The 23,542-nt window shown below is 43.0% G+C and carries 21 protein-coding genes; 10 read left to right on the forward strand and 11 right to left on the reverse strand.

The genetic code is table 11. The annotated features are described in order from the left end of the window. Window positions 1-19: 19 nt before the first annotated feature. Window positions 20-1,726, reverse strand: a complete 1,707-nt coding sequence (locus tag H528_RS13855; RefSeq protein ID WP_022852417.1) for a cytochrome c3 family protein — start codon at window positions 1,724-1,726, stop codon at window positions 20-22. Window positions 1,727-2,011: 285 nt separating this feature from the next. Here H528_RS13855 and H528_RS0100630 point away from each other — a divergent pair, with 285 nt between their 5' ends. Both H528_RS0100630 and H528_RS0100635 read left to right on the forward strand, forming a co-directional pair. After that, a complete protein-coding gene (locus tag H528_RS0100630; protein ID WP_022852419.1) occupies window positions 2,012-3,025 on the forward strand; it encodes a TlpA disulfide reductase family protein in 1,014 nt (337 codons plus the stop codon). After that, the gene (locus tag H528_RS0100635) at window positions 3,022-4,143 is read left to right on the forward strand and encodes a cytochrome c3 family protein (protein ID WP_022852420.1); all 1,122 of its coding nucleotides are present in this window, start codon (window positions 3,022-3,024) and stop codon (window positions 4,141-4,143) included. Before H528_RS0100630 ends, H528_RS0100635 begins: the two co-directional genes overlap by 4 nt. Before the next feature lie 113 nt (window positions 4,144-4,256). Here H528_RS0100635 and H528_RS0100640 read toward each other — a convergent pair whose 3' ends face one another. Further along, on the reverse strand, window positions 4,257-4,493 hold the full coding sequence (locus H528_RS0100640) for a DUF4911 domain-containing protein (RefSeq protein ID WP_022852421.1): 237 nt from the start codon (window positions 4,491-4,493) through the stop codon (window positions 4,257-4,259). On the opposite strand from H528_RS0100640, the gene recJ reads away from it, so the two are divergent. Continuing rightward, complete coding sequence (recJ, locus tag H528_RS0100645; protein WP_022852422.1) at window positions 4,492-6,192, forward strand: single-stranded-DNA-specific exonuclease RecJ; 1,701 nt, start codon at window positions 4,492-4,494, stop codon at window positions 6,190-6,192. The genes H528_RS0100640 and recJ overlap by 2 nt on opposite strands. Here recJ and H528_RS12005 read toward each other — a convergent pair. Both H528_RS12005 and eno read right to left on the reverse strand, forming a co-directional pair. Continuing rightward, window positions 6,181-6,483 (reverse strand): HU family DNA-binding protein, encoded by a 303-nt coding sequence (locus H528_RS12005; protein ID WP_022852423.1) that lies wholly within the window; start codon window positions 6,481-6,483, stop codon window positions 6,181-6,183. The genes recJ and H528_RS12005 overlap by 12 nt on opposite strands. Beyond that, entirely contained in the window at window positions 6,480-7,751 is a 1,272-nt protein-coding gene (gene eno / locus H528_RS0100655) for a phosphopyruvate hydratase (protein ID WP_022852424.1), read from the reverse strand. The genes H528_RS12005 and eno overlap by 4 nt, the downstream gene beginning before the upstream one ends. A 351-nt stretch (window positions 7,752-8,102) precedes the next feature. Here eno and H528_RS0100660 point away from each other — a divergent pair, with 351 nt between their 5' ends. The 7 genes from H528_RS0100660 (at window position 8,103) to H528_RS0100690 (ending at window position 13,257) form a co-directional block, all read left to right on the forward strand. Further along, a complete protein-coding gene (locus H528_RS0100660; RefSeq protein WP_022852425.1) occupies window positions 8,103-8,399 on the forward strand; it encodes an MTH1187 family thiamine-binding protein in 297 nt (98 codons plus the stop codon). A gap of 6 nt (window positions 8,400-8,405) precedes the next feature. Next, window positions 8,406-8,537: a hypothetical protein gene (locus H528_RS14750; protein WP_022852426.1), complete on the forward strand. Its 132-nt coding sequence runs from the start codon at window positions 8,406-8,408 to the stop codon at window positions 8,535-8,537. Then, complete coding sequence (locus H528_RS12010) at window positions 8,534-9,457, forward strand: 4Fe-4S binding protein (RefSeq protein ID WP_022852427.1); 924 nt, start codon at window positions 8,534-8,536, stop codon at window positions 9,455-9,457. Before H528_RS14750 ends, H528_RS12010 begins: the two co-directional genes overlap by 4 nt. Next, on the forward strand, window positions 9,424-10,137 hold the full coding sequence (gene rph, locus H528_RS0100675; RefSeq protein ID WP_022852428.1) for a ribonuclease PH: 714 nt from the start codon (window positions 9,424-9,426) through the stop codon (window positions 10,135-10,137). Before H528_RS12010 ends, rph begins: the two co-directional genes overlap by 34 nt. Continuing rightward, window positions 10,130-10,747, forward strand: coding sequence for an XTP/dITP diphosphatase (locus tag H528_RS0100680; RefSeq protein ID WP_022852429.1), 618 nt, complete (start codon window positions 10,130-10,132; stop codon window positions 10,745-10,747). The genes rph and H528_RS0100680 overlap by 8 nt, the downstream gene beginning before the upstream one ends. After that, entirely contained in the window at window positions 10,744-11,187 is a 444-nt protein-coding gene (locus H528_RS0100685; RefSeq protein ID WP_022852430.1) for a CoA-binding protein, read from the forward strand. Before H528_RS0100680 ends, H528_RS0100685 begins: the two co-directional genes overlap by 4 nt. 450 nt (window positions 11,188-11,637) lie before the next feature. Then, window positions 11,638-13,257, forward strand: a complete 1,620-nt coding sequence (locus H528_RS0100690) for a radical SAM protein (RefSeq protein WP_022852431.1) — start codon at window positions 11,638-11,640, stop codon at window positions 13,255-13,257. Here the strand turns inward: H528_RS0100690 and H528_RS0100695 are convergent. From H528_RS0100695 to H528_RS13860, 7 genes are all read right to left on the reverse strand, one after another. Then, a complete protein-coding gene (locus H528_RS0100695) occupies window positions 13,254-13,826 on the reverse strand; it encodes a PilZ domain-containing protein (protein WP_022852432.1) in 573 nt (190 codons plus the stop codon). The genes H528_RS0100690 and H528_RS0100695 overlap by 4 nt on opposite strands. Then, on the reverse strand, window positions 13,823-14,599 hold the full coding sequence (locus H528_RS0100700; RefSeq protein WP_022852433.1) for a flagellar motor protein MotB: 777 nt from the start codon (window positions 14,597-14,599) through the stop codon (window positions 13,823-13,825). The genes H528_RS0100695 and H528_RS0100700 overlap by 4 nt, the downstream gene beginning before the upstream one ends. After that, window positions 14,599-15,363 carry a MotA/TolQ/ExbB proton channel family protein gene (locus H528_RS0100705; RefSeq protein ID WP_022852434.1) on the reverse strand — a complete coding sequence of 255 codons (765 nt, stop codon included), beginning with the start codon at window positions 15,361-15,363 and terminating at the stop codon, window positions 14,599-14,601. Before H528_RS0100705 ends, H528_RS0100700 begins: the two co-directional genes overlap by 1 nt. 129 nt (window positions 15,364-15,492) lie before the next feature. Continuing rightward, window positions 15,493-18,750, reverse strand: a complete 3,258-nt coding sequence (gene carB / locus H528_RS0100710; RefSeq protein WP_022852435.1) for a carbamoyl-phosphate synthase large subunit — start codon at window positions 18,748-18,750, stop codon at window positions 15,493-15,495. 8 nt (window positions 18,751-18,758) lie between these two features. After that, on the reverse strand, window positions 18,759-20,645 hold the full coding sequence (locus H528_RS0100715; protein ID WP_022852436.1) for a SurA N-terminal domain-containing protein: 1,887 nt from the start codon (window positions 20,643-20,645) through the stop codon (window positions 18,759-18,761). Window positions 20,646-20,684: 39 nt separating this feature from the next. Then, window positions 20,685-21,653: a glycoside hydrolase family 3 N-terminal domain-containing protein gene (locus tag H528_RS12015; protein ID WP_022852437.1), complete on the reverse strand. Its 969-nt coding sequence runs from the start codon at window positions 21,651-21,653 to the stop codon at window positions 20,685-20,687. Beyond that, window positions 21,646-23,514 carry a PAS domain-containing hybrid sensor histidine kinase/response regulator gene (locus tag H528_RS13860; protein WP_022852438.1) on the reverse strand — a complete coding sequence of 623 codons (1,869 nt, stop codon included), beginning with the start codon at window positions 23,512-23,514 and terminating at the stop codon, window positions 21,646-21,648. Before H528_RS13860 ends, H528_RS12015 begins: the two co-directional genes overlap by 8 nt. Window positions 23,515-23,542 lie beyond the last annotated feature (28 nt).

The raw sequence follows: 23,542 nt of genomic DNA on the forward strand, positions 1-23,542 counted from the left end.
TCTGAGGCGGCCTTTTTATTTATTGAGTTGGGGGTTTCCAAAAAACAGGACGCAAGCGATCATAACTTTTCGGTGCATGGCACCCTACGATACAAGTTCCTCCTGTAGGGGTCTTTTTGAACGAAATGGGGTAAGCCCAGGCCCCAAAAGGCACTTCATAGCGGATGTGTTTTGCCTGGTTGCTTGCATGGGGATCATGACATGCTATACATGTCCTTCCTTTTTTTCTATGAACATGTAAGTAATGTAAGTTGAATTCTCCATCTCGGAAATTAGTTAATACATTTGTAAGTTTATTTCGAGCAATATCTTTGTTATGACAAGCAAAACATAAATCATAGTTTTCTGGCTTATAATCGATATAAAATTTAGGTGGAAAATATTTTACTAGTAGAGAAACATATTGAGAGCCATGCACATTGTGACAAGCTATACAATCTCCTGTTTGCACAGGGCCATGTTTGAATTTTGATTCCTTGATATAGTCTCCTAGATCAACGTGGCAATTAAAACACAAGGTCGTCAAATCGTTAGCTAACAGTAGTTCATAATTTGAAGAATGTGGACGATGGCAAGCTACACAATCGCCATTTTTTACAGGTTTATGTGGATATTTTTCATTCATAGCAGTAAAGATTTCAGGCGTTAATTCCTGATGACACGTGGCACACAGCTTCTCTTTTTGTTTTATTAATTGGAAACGATAAGGAGAACTATGAGGATCATGACACTGACTACAATCTTCCTGGGCAGGATCGTGAACAAATTTCATAGTAAAGTCTTCTTTTCTGTCTTGATGACACTCAAAACATACTTGTCCTTTTTCAGGTGGTGCCATAAGGAGTGCTTTATAATCCGATGCGTGAGGGGAGTGACAGGCAATGCAATCACCCGTCGCCACAGGACCATGCATATGTTTTTGGGTAAACATTTCTTTTTCATGACAGTTAAAACACAAACTACTAATTGTTTTTCCATCTCCTTTTAATTGAAAACGCATATTTGATTGATGGGGGTCATGACAATCGATACAACCTTCTTCTACGGGAACATGTACTATTTCTTTGGCAAATTCCTCTTTTTTTGCTTGGTGGCATGAAAAACAAAGATCTTGGCCTGTTTTGCTAAGTTCTAATTCATTAAAAGAACCATGGGGAGAATGACAGGCAATGCATACCTTGGCGCCTACTGGCCCGTGCACAAAAGGAGCTTTACCCTGGGTAGCATGACAATTACCAGTAGTACAATTAGCTTGTGCCGGGACATTTCTTTTAAAATTGTACTTCCCTCTTCTAAAAGAATGGCATTCTTTACATGATATCAATTCAGGGTCTTTGTGGACAAAAAAGTGTTTAAAACCTTTAGGTGGCTTCATACCCTTTTTTTGTTCCTTAGGGGAGAGATAAAAAATTTCATATTTTATGGAGACACCATCAGCAGAAATTTTCAGTCTGTTGAGACCCTTTTTCAGTTCTATAATGGCCCCAAAGGCTCCTGCGTCGGGAATGATTTTACCGCGAGGAGAAACAACCTTTACTCCTTTGATTTCTATCTTTTTAACCTCGCCGGATACCGTTCCTGCGAGAAAAATTCTTTTTTCTGTAACCCATACTTTGTTAGGAGGAGAAAAAATTTCAATTTGTACAGCTGCATTAACCACATAAGGGAACACAAGCAAAATGATTATTCCTAGCCCCGCCCTAAGAAGATTGGAGTTGTGCTTCATAAATTCTCCTCGAAATTAAAATTGAGTCTCCAATAGTTTAAAGTAAAATAAATTCTAGGTAAAAACTAGTAATTATTCATTTCAAGTGAAAATTTTTCTGGAAAATGTACTAAGAGCAGAAATTGACCTTTTATTTGCCTAAATTTACTCTTTAAAAGAGATGCTTACCTTTTGTGAAAAAAATCTTTTTAAATCTGCTGTTTTTTTCAAAAAATTCGTTGAAATTCATTTCAAAGTTATGCTATTTCAAAAAAGGAAACACAAACTAAGAAGTGAGGTCAAAAAATGAGATTTTTCTTGTTAAAGATTGTTTTTATCTTGGTGTTTATTCTCAGTTTGGAAAATACCACTTCCGCGGCTTTTCCCTTTCGAAATATAAAAGAGGGAGATACCTTACCTGATTTTTGTGTTACGTCTTATGGGGATAGTGCCCAGTTTTGTAGCAAAACAATTGATAAGATAACCATAATGATCTTTTGGGGTGCAGATATCCCTTTAAAAGAAAAACGTAGTATCAAAACGTTTAAGGCTTTTGAGAAAATAAAAAATGAACTACAAAAAAGAAATATAAAAATAATTGCCATAAACGTTCAGAATGATCCTAAAGAAAAAGTAAAAGATATTATTCAGAAAAATAAAATTTCTTTCCCTATGTTTTGGGATAAGGAAAGAGAGGCTTATAAAACGCTTGGCATATACGTAATACCTTCTGTCCTTATCATTGATAAAAACAAAAAAGTTATTACAGGGATAGGATATACCAGGAAAATAGCTCAGATTACTTTGGGAGAAATAAAAGTTTATTTAAAAGAACAAACAAAAGAAGAACTTGAGCGAGAATTGCACCCTGAAATAAAAAAGAAAAGGGCATCTCTAATAAAAGCCAAGAGACATTTGGCAATGGGGAAGGTTTTATTGAAAAGAAACTTACCTCAAAGAGCAATAGCCGAATTTAAAAAAGCTTTAGAAATAGATAAAAATTTGCCGGAAGCCCATATATACTTGGGATGTTCTTACATACAACTTGGAAAGGTTGACGAAGGTATTAAGGAATTAGAATTGGGCCTAAAAAGCAAAGAGACAATAGAAGGACTTATCTGTCTTGCAAAAGCAAAAGCAACTATCGGACAAACAGAAGAAGCTATTGCAGATCTTGAGTCTTTAATATTAAGAAACCAAAGAAATCCAGAGCTCTTTTTTACTTTAGGAGAACTATACGAGAAAAAACAAAATTTTAAAAAAGCAGCGGAAGCGTATAAAAAAGCTTATCTAATTTTACATAAAAGGGAAACAAAATGATCTTTTTAAGAATACTAATAGTAATCTTAGCTATTTTAATGATAGCATATACGTGTATTGCTAAAGAAATAAGAATATTATCTCCAAAGCCAGGTTCTACTATTTTAAACCGAACTGCACAAGTACATTTAATTTTAGCTATAAAAGGGAACGGGCAAAATCAAATAAAAGTAAAAAAAGAAAATGAGATTATAGAGCCTTTTGGAATATGGAAAAAAAATAACACCTACTATTCACATTTCGTTTTAAAACTTAATAGAGGAAAAAATATTTATAGAATAGAACCTACTGAAGAAGAATTCTATCTAAACTATAAGCCCTTAAGAAGCTTATTAATGGTAAAAACAGACGATCCTTCAGTATTTTTTTTCCACAGAGAGGGACTGAGTCCTCAGGAATGTAATTTATGCCATACTGACAAGATCCCAGAAGATGTAGAAATAACTCCCGTTCCTTATGGGCCTTTTGATCCTAAGTGTGTTTCTTGTCACAAAAGTCTAATTCCGGAAAATTTTAGAAAACATTCACCCGCAGCAAATTGGCTTTGTAAATTTTGCCACGAAGAAAAAGGAATGATCCGCATTTATTCGGGAAATCCTAGAGATTTGTGTATAAGATGTCATGTAAATGCCAAAGAATTTTATAAAAAAATATATGTTCATGGGCCGGTTGGCACTGGTGATTGTACTTCTTGTCATAATCCTCACGCAAGTCCATATCAATTCCAACTGTTAGCCGATAAGAAAGGAGATGTTTGTATAATTTGTCACAAAGATAAGGATAAGTTTGTACATCAAAAACCAAATATAATCGTACATAAAGTATTAACACAATCTGGATGTATTGTTTGTCATAGTCCACATGCTACTGATTACCAGTACCAGCTATACACCGGACCAATAAATCAATTGTGTACAAGCTGTCATATAAACTACCGAGGCTTAAAAAGAGGTCATCCTATTCGCAGCCATCCTGTTGTTGGTCCTAAAGACCCCTTGCGCAAGGGAAAAAGATTCGGGTGCAGTAGCTGTCATAACCCTCATGGTAGCCAATATCACTTTTTACTAATAGGAGAAATTAAAGGTGGAAGAGTGTGTCAAAAGTGTCATCCTTATTAAAAAAGACTTTGCAAAATTGTTGAAATTCAGTCTTGCAAGCACATGACCGCAAGACCCGTTCCTATTTTCGTTCTAAAAATAGGAACGGATCCAAGGTGTTTTGCATAAGCTCCTTAAAGGAACTTTACTTCAAACGGAAGGTTTTTGAGTAAAGTTCTGAGTTTTTTAGATTCCGCTTGGTCACATTTTAAAATTATTTTTCCACCTGGCTTAACCGTAATGGCAGCAAGGTGTCCGGCAGCCTCGATTACAAACTTTACGAAATAGACCTTATCTTTTGGCACTTTAATAGCAATAGTAGTTTCTTCCCTTGACACTTCTTGGGTTTTTTCGTTAGTTTTTGGCTGCATGAAAAACGATCCCTCCTGGGTGGCAGCTCCACTTAATAAAAACTTAGTTCTAAAACTTGCAAGTGAACTGGAAATCCCCCCTTTATTGGTACACCTCCTTATAAACCGTGGTATTTCTTCGCCGCAAGAGATTTATCATCACCTGAACCCGCGCCTTAGCGACTTTCCAAACCCCTTTCTGCTTAAGGACATGGATAAAGCCGTAGCAAGCCTTGTGAAAGCAATCAAAAAGCAAGAAAAAATTGCCATTTACGGAGACTACGACGTGGATGGCACTACTGGTGCCGCTATCCTTTATCTCTTTTTAAAAGAACTTGGACTTAAGCCAGAAGTTATCTTCCCCCACCGCGAAAAAGACGGCTACGGGTTCCATGCCAAATTTATCCCACTTCTTAAGGAAAAGGGTATAAAACTGGTCTTAACTGTTGATTGTGGTATCACTTCCCACGAAGCAGTCTCTTTCGCGGCAAAATCGGGAATCGACGTTATCATCACCGACCACCACGAGTGTCCCAAGGAACTTCCCCCTGCCCTTGCGGTTATAAACCCCAAAAGACCTGAAAACCACTATCCTTTTCGTGAGTTAGCAGGCGTGGGAGTGGCTTTTGCTCTTTTAAGGGCGCTCCGCCAAAGGCTTTTTGAAGAAGGCTTTTTTGGAAGTTCTCCTCCAAAACTTAAAAGCTACCTTGACTTGGTAGCTCTCGGCACCATTGCTGACATAGTGCCTCTTATCGGAGAAAATCGCCTTATCGCCTGCTTTGGTCTGAAAGAGCTTTCTCAAAGCAAAAGACCAGGACTTGTCGCCCTGAAACGAGTAAGTGGCTACGAGAACGGCCAGGTTGATACTAATGGCATAATGTTCCGTCTGGCTCCCCGGATAAATGCTGCCGGACGCTTAAAACATGCAGAGCTTGCCTTTAAACTCTTAACCACCCCTTCTGAAGAAGAAGCGGAAAGCCTTGCCAAGGAACTTCATCTCCTAAATGCCCAGAGACAACAGCTTGAAGAACGCATTTTAAAGGAGGCCCTGGCTGAGATTGAAAATAAAATAGGCTTTGAAAAATCAGCCTACGTGCTAGCAGGAAACTGGCCCCTTGGCGTGATAGGTATCGTGGCCTCAAGGCTTCAGGAATCATTTTATCGCCCTGTTATTTTACTTTCTTTGCAAGAAGACCTTGCCCGGGGTTCTGGCAGAAGTATCCCGGAAATAAATCTTTATGAATGCCTTTGTGCCTGTAGTGATCACTTAAAGGCCTTTGGCGGCCATCCTGCCGCCGCTGGTTTAAAGCTTTGTCCGGAAAAAATCAAAGATTTTGCAAGCGCTTTTGAAAAGGCAGTAGCAAAATGTTTAGACGGGAAAATCCCAAGGCCCAAAATCCAGATTGACGCCTGGGTGCGTTTAAAACATCTCCTTGACCCGGTATTTTTAGAACATTTCCTTCGGCTTGAGCCCTTTGGCCCGGGGTATCCTGAACCAGTATTTGCCCTGAGAAACTTTGAAGTAAGAAATGCCAGCCTTGTAAAAGATAAGCACCTTAAGCTTTTTCTTTGGCAAGAGGGCTTAAGTCTTCCCGCCATTGCCTTTAGGTTTGGAAACGAAGTTCCTCAGAGGATACGAGCGCTTGCGGCTTCCCTTGACTTAAGTCCCTATCAAGGCAGAACCTATCTTCAATTGCGCATAAAAGATCTAAAAATTTAATTTGCGCGTTAAGGTAGCAGAAGGGGTAAAAACTATTCGTTTTTTGGGTCTGCTTTTTTTGAGCTCTCCCTTTGCAAAATCCCGCACTATGCGCGGTTTGCTAACTTTGACTTCGAATTTACCAAAGCCCGCAATGCTTATCGTGTCTTCGCATAAGAGTGCTTTTTCGATAAGGTCAAGGATGGTTTCAAGGGCAAGCCTTGTTTCAAAACGAGAGGGTCGGCCTCTGGCATAATTTTGGCCAACCCTCTGATAAAAGGCTTCAAAGAATTCTTTGCGCCCTTGGGTCATGAACGAAAGGCATCTTTACCGGCAAAAATTGCCGCCGCCCCAAGGTCGTCTTCAATACGAAGAAGCTGGTTATATTTGGCCACCCTTTCGCTTCGGCAGGGAGCCCCTGTTTTAATTTGGCCGCTGTTTACCGCGACTGAAAGGTCAGCAATAAAGGTGTCTTCGGTTTCCCCTGAACGGTGAGATACCACCGTGCGCCAGCCAGAAGTCTGGGCCATACGGATGGCATCAAGGGTCTCAGAGACCGTGCCAATCTGATTAAGTTTAATCAAAATGGCGTTAGCTACGTTTTCTTCAATGCCACGGGAAAGGCGCTTAATGTTGGTGACAAAAATATCGTCTCCTACTAGCTGAATGCGGCCGCCAAGACGCTCGTTGAGAAGCTTCCAGCCTTCCCAATCGTCCTCAGCACAGCCATCTTCAATGGAAATGATAGGGAATTTAGTGATAAGCTTTTCATAAAAAGAAACCAATTCTTTAGCACTCAGGCTTTTACCTTCGATTTCATACTTGCCATCTTTGAAAAATTCGCTTGCCGCGGCATCAAGGGCAAGGGCAATATCTTCTCCAGGGCGGTAACCCGCCTTTTCAATAGCACTGACAAGTATCTCAAGGGCCTCTTCAGTGCTTTGAACTTCAGGGGCAAAACCACCTTCATCACCCACAGAAGTACGATAACCTTTTTCTTTTAGAATCTTTTTAAGCGTATGATAAGTTTCTGCGCCAAATCGCAGTGCCTCAGAAAAGCTTGGGGCCCCAAGTGGAACAATCATAAACTCCTGAATATCAAGGGCATTGTCAGCATGGACTCCGCCGTTTATCACGTTCATAAGGGGAACAGGCAAGACCTTGGCCCCTACCCCACCAAGATAGGCGTAAAGGGGAAGCCCTAGCTCCTGGGCAGAGGCTTGAGCTATCGCCATGGAAACTCCCAAAATTGCATTAGCACCCAAGCGCCTTTTGTTTTCCGTACCGTCTAGCTCAAGAAGGGTTAGGTCTATTTCAGCCTGCGCGGTTGATTCCATCCCGACAAGCTCAGGGGCGATGACGTTGTTTACGTTTTCAACAGCACGCAGAACACCTTTGCCATGGTAACGGGTGTCGTCTTTATCTCTTAATTCAAGGGCTTCATAGGAGCCGGTGGATGCGCCAGATGGGACTGCAGCGCGCCCGTAAGCCCCTCCTTCAAGCCATACCTCCACTTCAACAGTGGGGTTTCCCCTTGAGTCTAAAATTTCCCGCGCAGATATCTGTAAAATTTCTCCCATAAAGGACCTCCTCCAAATGCTTTTGTTTTTTAAGACCTTCGCAAAATTGCCGAGATCAGTTTTTTAAGCTTAGGGATCCGTTCCTATTTTTCGTTCCAAAAAAAGAAGGATCCTAGTCCAAGGTTTCCTTTTAATAATGACAAGAAAATGAAACAGATAGCAAGCTAAATTTTCGTCTGGGAAGAGATTTCATTTCTTGTAATCGTCAACTTCAACTTTACTAGTTATATTAAAAAGACCTTTGCAAAATTGCCGATCATCAGGGTTTCAAGCCCTGGGATCCGTTCCCGTTTTTCGTTTCGAAAAATAGGAACGGATCCTTATGATGACCGGGTGATAGGAGGGCAGGCTATGGCACTTATGGACATAAGCATTATTCCTCTGGGCACTGGTTCAACAAGCCTTAGCAAATACATCGCAGACATTGAAAAATACCTCATAGAGAAAAACATCCCCCATGCCCTTACAGACATGGGAACTATTATCGAAGGTGATGTTGATACTTTGTTAAAAATTGCCCGCGAACTCCATGAAATCCCTTTTAAAGCTGGAGCTAAGAGAGTGTATATGGCCATTAAAATAGACGACCGTAGAGACAAGGAAACACACCTAGGGGAAAAGGTAAAAAGGGTCAAGAGCAAGCTTTAAAGAAAAATGAGGCACTTTCCTAAAGTAATTTTATTGGCAGGAGCAGGGCTTTTGCTTTACGGCTTTGCCCACGATGGGTTTCGCTTTGTGTGGTCACGCGCAGTATCCCTTTGCCTTTCCTGCATGGGGCTTGAATGAAGTTTAAAAAGCGCACCCTTTCGCAACTCATCTTCACCCTCCTTGCCAATGCCAATATTGCCTTTTTGTGGCAAAAGGCCCTTTACCGCGGCCCTTTGAAAGGACTTTGCTTCCCGGGGCTTAATTGTTATTCCTGTCCTGCAGCACTTTTTGCCTGCCCTCTTGGAGCCCTTCAGCAAAGTCTTCTTAGTTTGCGGCTCTTAAAGGCCCAGGCCCTGGCTTCTCTTTCTTATGTGCTTGGGTTTCTTTTTCTTTACGGAATTTTTTTGGGAAGGGTTGTCTGCGGGTGGATCTGTCCTTTTGGTTTTTTGCAGGAGCTAATCTTTCGCATAAAGACCAGCAAGCTTGAAATTCCACGTAAACTTTACCTTGTAAAGTATGTTTTGCTCGCAATTTTTGTTATCTTGCTTCCTGCTATTATGGTCACCCAGACTGGTTATGGGAAACCCTGGTTTTGTAACCTCATTTGCCCGGCAGGAACCCTTGAAGCAGGGCTCATAAATCTTTCTTTGCGCGATTCTTTGCGAGCCCTTGTTGGTTTCCTTTTTTACTGGAAAGTTATGTTACTTCTGGCCATCATGGTTCTTTGTGTTTTTTATTTCCGCTTTTTTTGTGCGGTACTCTGCCCCCTTGGCGCGCTTTACGGGCTTTTCAACAGGTTAAGCCTTATTAAACTCACCTGGCGCAAGGAAGACTGCCTTGATTGCCATCTGTGCGAAAAAATATGTCCCCTTAACCTCAAAGTCCCTGAGGAGTTAAACGGCCCAGAGTGTATTCGTTGCCTAAATTGTTTAAATATTTGCCCTACCAGGGTTATCCAGCTGGAATTATCATTAGAAATGGCTGAAAAATTTGACGAAAAAAACTTAGCTGTTAAAAAAGAAACATGCGCCCAGATGGAAGAAAACCAGACGAATTAAGACCAGTAAAGATAATCCCTCATTACCTTAAGTATGCTGAGGGCTCAGCCTTAATTGAGCTTGGAGAAACCAAAGTTATTTGCAGCGTTTCTGTGGAAGAAAAAGTCCCCGCCTTTTTGAAAGACACAGGCATGGGCTGGATTACCGCAGAATACGCCATGCTTCCCCGCTCAACCCATACACGCACGCCGCGTGAAACCTCTGGCAAAAAGGGGCGCTCTTATGAAATCCAGCGCCTTATTGGAAGAAGCCTGCGAGCGGTGGTTGATTTAAGCCTTCTTGGCGAGCGCACTTTTTGGGTTGATTGCGACGTTGTCCAGGCTGATGGTGGCACGCGTACTGCCTCAATAACAGGGGCATGGGTAGCCCTGGCTCTTGCCTTTCGTAAGCTTATGAGAGAAGGCCTTCTTGCTCATGATCCTATAAAACACCATCTTGCAGCCATAAGTTGTGGCATGGTGGCAGGCGAAGTGCTTCTTGATCTTTCCTACGAAGAAGACTCTGTCGCAGAGGTTGATGCCAATTTTGTTATGACTAACGATGAAAAAATCGTTGAAATTCAGACCACCGCAGAAAAAGAACCCTTTGATTGGGAAGTATTTGAAAAAATGAAGACTTTGGCCTTAAAAGGCATAAAAGAGCTTTGTGCCGTGCAACAAGAGGTGCTTAAAAATGCCTAAAGAAAAAATCACCTTGGTGCTTGCCACGCGAAATTCGGGAAAAATAAAAGAAATAAAGGCCCTTTTAGCTGATCTTCCCGTTGAAGTAAAAAGTGTAGGGGATTTTCCTCAGGCTCCAGAGGTAGAAGAAACTGGCAAGACTTTTTTTGAAAACGCCTTTAAAAAGGCCAAAGAAGTTGCTGAGGCCACTGGGGAGCTTTGTCTTGCTGATGACTCAGGGATTGAGGTAGATGCCTTAGGCGGAGCCCCTGGGGTTTATTCCGCGCGTTTTGCCGGAGAAGATGCCACTGATGAGGCCAATATTGCCAAGCTCCTTAAAGAATTAGAAGGAATCCCTCCTGAAAAACGAAGCGCACGTTTTAAGTGTGTAATGGTGGTTTATCATCCCTCTGGCAAATGGTTTAAGGCTGAGGGAGTCTGGGAAGGGCAAATTACCGAAGAACCCAAAGGAAACCTTGGTTTTGGCTACGATCCCGTTTTTTTGGTGCCAGAGCTTGGAAAAACCGCCGCTGAACTTACCTTGGAAGAAAAAAATAAGCTAAGCCACCGAGGAAAGGCCTTAGCTGAGTTGAAAGAAAAATTAAAAACGTTTCTTTGCGAGCTTTCATGAAAAGAGAATGTACTTTGCCTAATTACACCGATATTTCCGCCTTAGCTAAAGAAATAGTCTCTCAAAGCAAAAACATAGCCATTGTTGGGGCAAGCGCTAAAGAAGAACGCCCAAGCTTTCAGGTAATGAAATATTTGCTTGAGCACGGATTCAAAGTAGTCCCGGTTAATCCCGGACAAAAAGAAATCCTTGGCCAAAAATGCTATCGGCGACTCTCTGAGATTCCTGCGGAAGAAAAAATAGACACTGTTATTATTTTTAGGCGTGCCGACCAGGTCCCACCTATTGTACGTGAGGCCTTATCCTGTGGCATAAAAAACATCTGGTTGCAAGAAGGCATTGTAAGCGAGGAGGCACAAGATCTTGCTAAAAAAGCTGGCGGGCGTTTGGTCATGAATCTTTGCTTCAAAAAGGTCCACCAACTAATCTCTCAGAAATAAAACGTCATTGCGAATATCTTACCCTCACCAGTCATCATTAGGCGACGTGCTCGTCAAAATGCTCTTACAGGGTTAAAAATATCTTGTTACTTACCGAAAAAGATGACTTTTTTAGTAAGCCAGGTATTCTACTAACAAAAATGAGACCTTTGCAAAACATCTTTTCTTAAGGCCCTTGTGGTTGTGCTTGCAATACTGATCTCGACAATTTTGCAAAGGTCTCAAAAATGTCATTTGTAAGCATAAAACAGGTGATATTTTACAACACAGTGAGCAATCTAGATCCCTCACTATGTTCGGGAAAGCGATCGCTTTGTCGGCCCTAACGGGCCTCCTCGCGATGACGCCTTGGTGGTCATTGCGAGCGAAGCGAAGCAATCTCGGAAAGCGAAGGGATGGGATCTCGCGGGCGTACAAGTCGCTTCGTGATGACACTTTGTCGGATAAAAGATGCCATCATTATTAACCAGTGAAAAAGGCGTATTCAAAAAGCGCTGGCGTGGAAGAGTTCCCGTAGCCCTTGTCTTTCCCAACACCTACCACGTGGGCATGTCAAATCTTGGTTTTCGCCTGGTTTATGAAACATTAAACGCATACGACGAAATAGTTTGCGAAAGATTTTTTCTCCCAGAAGACGGAAAACCCCTGCGTTCGGTGGAATCAAACAGACCTCTTACTGATTTTTCCCTTGTCCTTTTTTCAGTTTCTTTTGAAGCTGACCTTGTTAACCTGGTAAAAATCTTAGAACAAGCAGGCATACCACCCCTGAGGACTGAGAGAAAAAAAGATAGTCCTATCCTGGCAGGGGGCATTGCTACCTGGCTTAACCCTGATCCTTTCACCCCTTTTGTGGATGGCTTTTTGATTGGCGAAATAGAAGCTTTTTCTGCAGACTTGGTTTCTGCCCTTTTGGGTGAAAAAGCTATCGAAGAGATCCCCTGTTATCTTGATGCCAAATACGAAGTCTCTTTTGATGCAGACGGCTTTTTAAAAGAGATAAAGACTGCTCCTATAAAAAGAGTCTTTACCCAAGAGATAAGCCGTCCTCCCTTTTCGGGTCTTATCACCAAAGAAACTGAATTTGCAGATACTTACCTTTTGGAAGTGGGAAGAGGCTGCGGGCGTGGGTGTCGTTTTTGTGCGGCAGGCATCCTTTATCGCCCGCCAAGGCCCTGGCCCAAAGAGATTCTTCATAAAGCCGTATCTTTTATCCCTGATAAGGCTAAGGTAGGGCTTGTGGGGCTTGAGTTTGCAAACCAAGAAACCATCATTGAACTTGCCAGGAGGCTTCTTGCCAAAGACTGCACGATCACTTTTTCGTCCCTTAGGGCTGACGCCCTTACAGAAGACTTTGCAAGGCTTTTGGTTAGGCAAAAAACTGCTACTATTGCCCCTGAGGCTGGCACCGAAAGGCTAAGACGCATCATAAACAAGGGATTAGACGAAGAAGCAATTCTTTCTGCCACAGAACTCCTTGCTAAAGAAGGTATAAAAGCCCTTAAACTTTATTTTATGATAGGCCTTCCCTTTGAAACTGATGAAGACTTAAGGGGAATTGTAAACTTAGCAAAAAAAATAAGACACACCCTTGATAAGGTAACACGCCCTAAAGGATACGTGGTTGAAATAAGACTTAGCGTGGCTTCTTTTGTCCCAAAGCCGCACACGCCTTTTCAGTGGGTACCCTTTGAAAACAAAGGCTCCCTTAAAAAGAAAATTACCTGGTTAAAAAAGGAATCACGCAAAATAGCAAGTACCAGGTTTACCGCAGATCTTCCCAAATGGGCTGCCATGCAGGCCCTTATCGCAAGAGGAGATAGACGCCTTAAAAACTTTATCCTGGCTTTAGCCAGGGGGAAAAATCTATCTCAGGCCTTTGCAAGCCTGCCCCTAAATCCGCTTTTTATTCTTGCCAGAGAGCGCCAAAAAGAAGAGCTGTTCCCCTGGGAGGTAATAGACTTAGGGGTTAAAAAAGAATTTTTGTATGAAGAATGGGTACGGGCTCGCCAGGGGAAAACAAGCCCGCCCTGCCATCTTGGGAAATGTAAGCGCTGTGGTGCTTGCCTCTAAGATTTTTGTACCCTTTTGGTGGCTTTTAGTTGAAGGACCTGCTGTCTAAAAATGTGTTGCACCAGCTTGTCTTGATCAGCTTCGGTTATCCAGATGAACTTAAAAGCAACTTCGTAACCGTTTTCTTCACTTTTTTCCACGCGGATAACTTCTCCAAAGGTTTTAATAAAAATCCAGTCCGGCAAAAGCCCAAGGTCTATTTCAAAGATAGCCCCAACCTCTAGCTTTTTGGGGAAACGAATCCTTAACCCACCAGCACTAAGATTGGCCTCTGTTTCCTGAAAACCTTCTAAAAATTCCTCCCCAAGGAGTTTTATCAAAATACGATCAAGCTTGTGGTTCAGTATCTGGAGAACTCCTGCAAGGTCCCTGTCTTTGTCCCTAAGACGTTTAAGGTAAGTTTCAAGTTTGAGTACTTCTCCTGGCGGACGAATGGGGTCAATCCAGGGGCTTTCCTTGCCCTCACGGTAATTTTCAAGCTTGCGTTCGAATTCTTCACGGCTGAGGGGTTTTAAACGTAAAAGAACGTGGTCATATATGCGGATATAGTTTCTTTTTTCCTCGCTCATTTGGCCTCCTCAGGCAAAGGTTCCTGTTCTTTAGCACCAGAGAACGCTTCCTGGTACTTAAGAAGCGGATTTTTTTGTTGAAGCAAAATTATTTCAACCCGTCGGTTAGCTGCCCGGTGCTTTTCAGTATCATTGGGGTAAAGGGGCCTGCTTGGGCCGTAACCTACGGCAGCCACCTGCCGCGGGAGTACAAATTTGTGTTTAAGCAAAAACTCTACCACAGAAACCGCCCTTGCCGCAGAAAGCTCCCAGTTGGAACGATATTTTCCCCTCACAATGGGCGTATCATCGGTATGGCCTGCGACTATGATTTCTCCGTCAAAAAGTTCCAGAATTTCTCCTACTTTTAAGAGGATTTGCTTGGCCCGGGGAGTAAGCTCAGCGCTACCTTTAGGAAACATAACTTCGTCCTTGAAACGCAAGACAACGCGGTCTTTTAAGCTTTCTATCTGGATCTCCCCTTTTATCATTTCAAGTTTTACCGTAGCGCGGATTCGCTCAAGCAAGTCATCTACGGTAAATTTAGGTGGAAACTCAGTGGTTACTACGCTAATCCCTTTGGGTAACTGAAAGACAATTTCTTCGCGCTGCACGCCAAAGGCATCGCGCAATGATCCTGCTACTTCTTTAAATTTTGCGGGATCCATCTCTGAGAAGGAAAGAAGCAAAACGAAAAAGCACATGAGCAGAGACATAAGGTCGGCAAAGGTGGTCATCCATTTTGGTGCTCCGCCTCCCTCGTTTTTTTTGCGCTGGGGTTCAGTTTTGGCCATTACTCACCACCTTCACCCTCTCCGCGTTTTTTGGGAGGCAAAAAGGCCTTAAGAATCTCTTCGAGCACCCGGGGGTTAAGCCCTTTTTGAAGCCCGATTACTCCCTCGATAATAAGCCGGTAATTAAGCTGTTCTTCTTGCGAGCGGAGCTCCAGTTTATTGGCGATAGGGGCAAAAAAGAGGTTTGCCATAACCGCACCATAAAGAGTGGTCAAAAGAGCAACCGCCATGGAAGGACCAATGGACTTAGGGTCATCCATGCTTGAGAGCATCTGAACAAGACCGATAAGGGTTCCAATCATTCCAAAGGCAGGGGCAAGATCCGCCATGGTCCTAAAAAGCTTTTGCCCGGTCTCGTGGCGTTCAATCATAAGAGAGACTTCTTTTGATAAGACCTCCTCAATGAACTCGGCCTCATGGCCATCCACGCAATACATAATGGCCTTCTTAAGAAAGGGATTGCTTATGGGTTGTTTTTCAAGCTTAAGCAGCCCCTCACGCCGGGCAATGTTAGCTAAATTCGTAAGTTCTTTGATTATTTCTTCTGGGGGGTCAATCTTGTTAAAGAAGGCCTTCATAGCGATTTTTATAGAGCCTAAGACATCAGCAAGGGAAAAGGATATAAAAGAACCCGCTATAGTTCCCCCAACAACGACCAAAATCGAAGGAATATTGATAAAAATTCCTACACTTCCACCAAGGACAATCGATCCCAGAAGAAGTACTATACCAAGTACCAGACCGATTACAGTACCAAGATCCATAAAACCCCCGCCTTTTTGTTCTCTCCGTTGTTATCGGCAAAAAAGACGGGTTGATTAAGCAAATAAGAAAGAGGCAGCAAGCAAAAGACTTGCTCCCTCTTCAGGAAAGATTTTTACCGAAAAACCAAGTTATTTTTTGCTGTAAAAACACTCTGGCAGGTTGCGATAATATTCCTGCAGCGGGCGGACTTCTAGGCGCGCTTCTTTTAAGCGTTTTATGGCCTGCACCATGGCCTTGGCACAGGAAATGGTGGTAGCGTAAGGCACTTCAAGCTCCATGGCGTAGCGCCTGATGAGATAAGCATCCTGGCGGCTTTCTTTGCCCTCAGCGGTATTTATCACCAGGGAAAACTCGCCGTTTTTTAACATATCAATGGCATTGGGGCGCACTTTTTCGGAAATTTTGGGAATTTCTTCAACTGGCACCCCAGAAATTCTCAAAACTTTAGCTGTGCCCTTGGTGGCCACTATCTTAAAGCCGAGTTCAACTAGTTCTTTGGCGATAGGAACCGCAAGTGGTTTGTCCTGGTCTTTTACCGAAAGAAAGACTTTTCCTTCGGTGGGAAGACGCATCCCAGCGGCAAGTTGAGCTTTGGCAAAGGCCATGCCGAAATCAAAGTCAATGCCCATAACTTCGCCAGTGGACTTCATCTCTGGCCCTAGCAGGACGTCAACCCCGGGAAAACGTCTAAACGGAAAAACTGCCTCTTTTACCGAAATATGTCTGGGCTCTATTTCCTTAGTAAAACCTATTTCCTTAAGGGATTTCCCCATCATCACCCAGGTAGCAAGCCTTGCAAGGGGTACTCCTATGGCCTTGGAAACAAAGGGGATCGTGCGCGAAGCCCGCGGATTCACTTCAAGCACGTAAAGCTCTTTTCCTTTAATGGCAAACTGGATATTCATTAAGCCTACTACGTTTAACTCCTTGGCAAGGGCCTTGGTGGCAGCTTTAATTTCTTCTATTAGATCGCGATCAATAGAGATAGGCGGAAGCACACAGGCAGAATCCCCTGAGTGGATTCCTGCTTCTTCGATATGTTCCATAATACCGCCGACCACTGTGATTTCACCGTCAGAAATGGCATCAACGTCAACTTCTATGGCATGTTCCAAGAACTTGTCGATGAGCACCGGATGCTCGGGGTTAACACGGGCCGCCGTTTCCATGTAAGTCTTTAAGCTGTGCTCGTCCCAGACGATCTGCATTGCCCGGCCACCCAATACGTAAGAAGGTCTAACCAGCACGGGATAGCCGATCCTGTTAGCAATCCTTACGGCTTCTTCGATGGTAAAGGCTGTTCCTGCGGGAGGTTTTTTAAGCCCGAGTTTATCAAGTAAGGCGGTGAAACGTTCCCGGTCTTCAGCTCGGTCAATGCTATCTGGGGTAGTGCCAAGAATATTAACACCTGCCCTGGCCAGAGGCACGGCAAGATTAAGGGGAGTCTGCCCCCCGAACTGAACTATTACCCCTTCAGGGGCTTCCTGTTCATAAATATGAAGCACGTCTTCAAAGGTAAGGGGTTCAAAGTAAAGTCTGTCTGAAGTGTCATAATCTGTGGAAACGGTCTCTGGGTTTGAGTTAACCATGATGGACTCAATGCCTAACTCACGCAGACCAAAAGAAGCATGCACACAGCAATAATCAAATTCAATGCCCTGCCCAATGCGGTTTGGGCCTCCGCCAAGGATCATAACCTTTCGATTTTTAGAAGTGCGGGCTTCGTTTTCAACCTCGTAGCTTGAGTAGTAGTAAGGGGTGTAGGCTTCAAATTCCGCGGCACAGGTATCAACTAATTTGTAAACAGGGCGAATGCCGGCTTCCTTGCGGCGTCTGACAACTTCTTCTTCGTCCATCTTGAGCAGGAAGCCAAGCTGCTTATCAGAAAACCCGTATCTTTTGATTTCGTAAAGTTTTTCAGGTTCAAAAATGGCCTTGCCTGTACTTTTTATTTCGTCTTCTTTGGCAACTATCTGGCGAATTTGTTCTAAAAACCAGGGGTCAATATAAGTCAACTCATATATTTCCTGAGTAGAAAAACCTGCCTTACAGGCCTCACGGATATAGAAAATGCGTTCACTGTTAGGGATGCGCAGCTTTTCAATGATGAGCTCCCGGGGAGGAAGGTGTCCGGTATCAGAAGGAGATTTGCCGTCAGCCCCAAGCCCTGCCCTTCCTATTTCAAGGCCGCGAAGCGCCTTTTGAAGCGCTTCTTTGAAAGTGCGCCCAATGGCCATGGTTTCGCCCACAGAACGCATGGAGGTTGTCAATTCATCAGGGGTCTCAGGGAATTTTTCAAAGGTAAAACGCGGGATTTTTACTACTACATAGTCGATAGTGGGCTCAAAAGAGGCCATGGTCTCCCGGGTGATGTCATTTGGGATTTCATCAAGGGTATAACCCACGGCAAGTTTAGCGGCGATTTTGGCAATGGGAAAACCAGTGGCCTTACTGGCAAGGGCAGAGGATCGCGAGACCCTGGGGTTCATTTCAATGACAACCATTTCCCCGGTGCGCGGATGGATGGCAAACTGAACGTTTGAACCCCCGGTGTCAACTCCTATTTCACGCATGATAGCAATGGCTGCGTCACGCATGCGCTGATATTCACGGTCGGTCAGAGTCTGAGAAGGGGCCACGGTAATGGAGTCTCCCGTATGGACTCCCATGGGATCGAAATTTTCAATGGTGCAGATGATGACCACGTTGTCGTTTTTGTCGCGCATGACCTCAAGCTCAAACTCTTTCCAGCCAAGCACGCTTTCTTCAAGCATCACCTGATGGATGAGAGAAAGCTCAAGGCCCCTTGTGACGATTTCTTCGAGTTCTTCGCGATTATAAGCCACCCCGCCACCAGTGCCCCCAAGGGTAAAGCTTGGACGCACGATAATGGGATAGCCGATTTTTTCCGCCGCAGAAAAGGCCTGAGAAAGAGTGGTTACAATCTCACTGGCAGGGACCTTTAGCCCTATGTTTTTCATCGCCTCGCGGAAGGCAAGCCTGTCTTCAGCCTTACGGATCACTTCTGCTGAGGCGGCTATCATCTCAACGCCATATTTTTCAAGAACCCCGCGACGAGCCACCTCAAAGGCAACGTTTAAGCCTGTTTGTCCTCCAAGGGTTGGAAGTAAGGCATCTGGACGTTCTTCTTTGATAATTTCTGCCACCACGTCGGGAGTAATGGGTTCTACATAGGTGCGGTCTGCCATTTCCGGGTCAGTCATAATGGTGGCAGGGTTTGAATTTACCAGGACTATTTCGTAGCCCTCTTCGCGAAGGGCTTTGCACGCTTGAGTCCCAGAGTAATCAAACTCACAAGCTTGACCTATAACAATGGGCCCTGAACCTATGATTAGAATCTTTTTAAGGTCTTGCCTCTTTGGCATGAAACCTCCTAAAGTTTGGGAAGTTCATGGTAAAGCTTTACTTGCGCTCTTTCCCGTAAAGCTTGGTACCAGTCGTCAAAGGCCTCTTTACGCTTCTTGGCAGTTAAAAGCTCCTGAAGATTTTTCTTTTCTTTTTCAAATTCTTTTAAGTCAGCAGGTTTGGTAGCAGAAAGCTTTACAAAATAAAAAGCATCTTTTGCAAGAATTGGCGCAGAAATCCATTCTCCAGGCTTACCAAGCCCTCTTGCCATGGACAATACCTCTTGAGGGATCCCTGGGACTTGTGTTTCCTTCCTTGGGAAAAAGTCGGTTTCTTTAAAGTTGAGCCCATATTTTTGGGAAATTTGCTCTAAATTCCCCTTTTTGAGTTCGGATAGGATTTTTTCAGCTTTTTTCCCGCAAAGCTTAGCTGCTTCTTCACGAACAAAATCCTGTTTAACTTTGTCTTTCACTTTATCAAAGGGAGGAATATGCGGAGGTTCTTTTTTAGCAAGCTTAAAAATTATGATTCCGTTTGGCACTTCCATGAGAGATCCCATCTCACCTTGCGTAAGCCTCTGAGCAGCGGCAATGACTTCAGGGGTAAGATTGGGGTCCTCAGGGGGATTTGCTGGCACAAACTCAGGAGTTGTTACGAGTTTTTTGTGTTCTTTTTTTGCCCAGGCCTCAAGGCCTCCCGTTAAAATAATCTCATCGTAAAGTTTTTCCGCTTTATCCCAGGCGTAAGCCTTAAGCTTTTGTTCTTTAAGTTTTTGTTCAATCTGGGCTTTAACCTGAGATAAAGGTTTGGTCTTAGCGGGTTTTATCTTTTCAACTAAAATTATGTGGTACCCCATGGGGCTTCGCACAGGACCAAGGATCTCCCCTTCTCTTGCGGAAAAGATTACTTCACGGAGATTTTCAAATACTTCGTTTGCAGTTACCCAGCCGAGATCCCCTCCTTCTTTTTTGGAGTGCGGATCATCAGAATATTTAGCTGCTACTTTGGCAAAATCCTCTGCGCTTTTAATCTTTTTTCTAATTTTTTGAGCACGGGCTAAAAATTCTTCTTCAGTTTCGTTCTTCTTTTTGGTAATCAAAATATGCCTGATTTTGCGTTTTTCAGGCTCAGTAAATTCGTTTTTATGTGATTCATAATAGTTTTTAAGGTCTTCTTCTGAGATTTTTAATTCTTTTTCTAGCTCTTTAAATGGTAGTAAATAATAAGTAAGAGCTATTTTTAATTTGGTGCGATATTTCTCCTTATTTGTTTCATAATATTTCTTAAGTTTATCTTCTGTAACTTTTACTTCTGCTTCACAGTTAGATATAGAAAGTTTGGCATAAAGAAGTTTAATTTTTTCATTTTCAAAAGAATACCATTCTTTAGTTTCAAAAGAGGTAGCCCTGATGGGTGTAAGAAGCATGTGTCTTATTTTTGCTTCGATAAACTCTGCCCTGATCATTTCTTCAAAGTCTTTTGGAGCAAGTCTTAATTCGCGCAAAATTAGCCGATACTTTTGAGGATCAAAACGGCCATTTGTCTGAAACATAGGGATTTGAGAAATAGCTAGCTGAAGCTCCTTTGTAGAGACTTGAACTCCCATCTTTTCAGCAACCTGAAGCATGATTTTGCGTCTTACCAGATCCTCAAAGACCTGCGCCGGGAGATTGAGCCTTTTTAGGAGTTCGTCATTTAAGTTCGGGCCAAAAAGATTACGTAGTTGGTTCATTTTTTGGGCGTAAAGGGCTTGGAATTCCTCAAAAGTGATGGGCGCACCGTTTACTTCAGCAAGGATATTTCGTTTTCCTGTGCGAAAAGTCCCTACACCCCAGAAAATAAAGACGATGATAATGGCACCAAGGATGATTTTAACAAGCCAAGAGCCTGCACGCTGCCTCAGAAAATCAAGCATGACACTCCTCCCAACTTTCAGCTTTCAAGGCTTTAACATTTAACTTTTGCCAAGGCAAGACGCAAAGAAATTTAAGAGGGATTCCTGCCTAACTAGTGCCTTTTTTACCCGGTTTTGAAGTGAGGGGCTATTTCTTACTTCTTTTGCGAAATTTTCAATAATTTTGATGGTCTGGGAAAAATTCTGGCATAAAAGAATAAGATCATGGCCAGAGAGCACGGCCTTAAGCACTGCTTCTTCAAGGGGTAAAGAAACCCCTCCCATGTATAGGTCATCGGTGAGTAAAAGGCCAGTAAAACCCATTTTTTCGCGCAAAAACCTGACAATTTGCTTAGAAAAAGTAGCAGGAACACCATCAAAAGTGCTTATAATCAAATGGGTTGTCATGATGGCAGGGACTTTGGCAGCAATAGCCTGGTAAAAAGGTCTTAAGTCATCCTCAGAAAAAGAATTTTTCACAGGAAGATTTTGGTGGGGATCAATGGCTACTCCTCCAAGGCCAGGAAAGTGTTTGGCACAGGTATAAACGCCGTATGAATGAAAAGTTTTTATGTAGGTTTCCCCAAGTTGGGCCACCAAAGAAGCATCTTCTCCAAAGGTTCTGCCCCGAAGGAAAGAGGGGGCGTTTTCGCCTCCAAGGTCAAGCACTGGAGCCAGATTAAAGTTAAAACCGTAGGCCTTAAGCTCCCTGGCACAAAGAGCTGCTTCTTTTGCTACAGCCGCCTCAGGATCTTTATCATTTGCAAGATCAAAAGGGGCCTTTATCGCTGGAAAAAGTGGGGGCTTCAGTCGCGCAACCGGCCCTCCTTCTTGATCAAGGGCTCGAAGCCCCGGGCCTGAGATCTCATTTATCTTGATAAGCAAGGATTTAATTTGTTCTTTTTCAAGGAGATTGCGTTTAAAAAAAATAAAATGCCTAAGGGTAAATTCCTTTATAGCTTCCTGTTCATATAATGTCAGCTCAGGGCCAGAGAGTCCGACGAGAAAAAGCTCACCCACTCTAAGCATTTAAAAGCTTCCTTATCGTTTCAAAAAGTTCTTGCAAAGTAAAAGGTTTTTTCAGGATAGCATCGAATTCTTTGTGTTTTTCATAATCAAGAACATACCCGCTGATGAGAATGGTTTTTATTTTGGGGTTGTAACTCTTTAAAAAGGGAAAGATTTCTTTGGCCCCCATGCCCCCTGGCACGGTAAGATCAAGAATAGCAAGATCAAAGGTCTGATCCTTGGCCCTCTTTAAAACTTCCTGGGCATCTTGCGCCTCTTCTACTTGAAAACCAGCAAGCTCAAGCCCTTCGCGCAAGGTGGCTCTAACTGTTTCTTCGTCGTCGAAAACAAGTACTTTGCCCTGTCCTTTAAAAATTTCCTGCTGCACTAAAGACGGCGTGTCAAATTTTTCTTTTTTGCTTGCTGGAAGATAGATTTTGAAGGTTGTCCCTGACCCTTCTTTGGAAAAGACTTCGATATGGCCTCCGTGATTTTTCACAATGGAATAACAAATGGCAAGCCCAAGGCCACTTCCTTCTTTTTTGGTAGTAAAATATGGGTCAAAAATCCTGTGGATATATTTTTCAGGGATTCCTTTCCCTTCATCTCGAAAAGAAATTTCTACGTACTTGCCAGGTTTAAGGGAGCCTTGAGGCTCATCAAGGACAAGATTTTTAGCTGAGACCCAAAGTCTTCCCCCTTGGGGCATGGCCTGTTTAGCATTTATGACCAAATTGCTAACTACCTGGCCAAACTGAACGGTATCTACGTCCACCAGGAAAAGATCATCTTCTACTTTCAATTCCCAGGTAATATCTGACCCCCTCAAACAAAAGGAAATAGTCTCTTCCAAAAGATCTTTTAATGGGGCGGCTTTTTTAATAGGAGAACCACCTTTGGCAAAGGTAAGGAGTTGTTTGGTAAGACCTTGGGCTTTGAGACAGGCTTTTTCTGCCTGTTTTATGAGTTTTTCTTCTTTTGGAGAAAGCTTTTTTTGTAATCGCAAACGCAAAAGGGAAAGATTTCCAAGAATAGCCGTAAGGAAATTATTGAAATCATGAGCAATACCGCTTGCTAAAAGGGAAAGAGACTCAAGTTTTGTTGCACGAAGATATTCCTGTTGGGTCTTTTTTTGCTGGGTAATGTCAACCATTAAATGGAAGAAAAACCTTTCGCCATCTGGATAAACCAAGGGGGTAGCTACCACGTGATACCATTTATCTTGCTTAGGGATTTTTATCTCTTTCTGGACACTTTGCCCTTCAAGTACCTGGGGAACACTGCACCAGGGGCATGGTTCTTTGCGGGCAAAGATGGTTTCGTAACAGGTAAGGCCCACAATTTTTTTTCCGATTTTTTCCTCAAGTTTGGGATTGGCAAAGCGGATCCGAAATCCTTGCGATACCGTGTAAATGTAACCCTCAAAGGCCTGTAAAATGGCTTTATATTCTGTAAGGGTTTCGGCGAGCTTTTGGGAATAATTTTTTACTTCTGTAATATCGATAAATGTGCCAATGCCAACAAAATAGTCCCCTTCTTTATAGGTGGACGCCGAAATTTCTATCCATTTTTCACGGCCATCTTTGGTGATAATCTTTATTTCGTAGCGTGGAGAAGGCTGCTCCCCGCGCAGGCGAGCAAGCACCCTTTCTTTTACCATTTCCTGGTAATCAGGATGCACGATCTCCCAGACTTTCTTCTTGCGAAGCTCTTCGAGGGTGTAGCCCGTGATCCTTTCAAAGGCAGGATTTACGTAAATGAAAGTTTCCCGGTAAAGATAAATACCAACCGCGGCAAAGTCTGTAAGGGCACGAAACTTGACTTCGCTCTCAGAAAGCAAATGCTTATTGTTACTTTCTTTTAGAAACTTTGAATCTGACATGTTTTATTTTACTATAACGGCAAAAAAT

Origin of the sequence: Thermodesulfatator atlanticus DSM 21156 (genome assembly GCF_000421585.1) — a bacterium.
In the GTDB taxonomy this organism is placed as follows: Bacteria; Desulfobacterota; Thermodesulfobacteria; order Thermodesulfobacteriales; family Thermodesulfatatoraceae; genus Thermodesulfatator; species Thermodesulfatator atlanticus.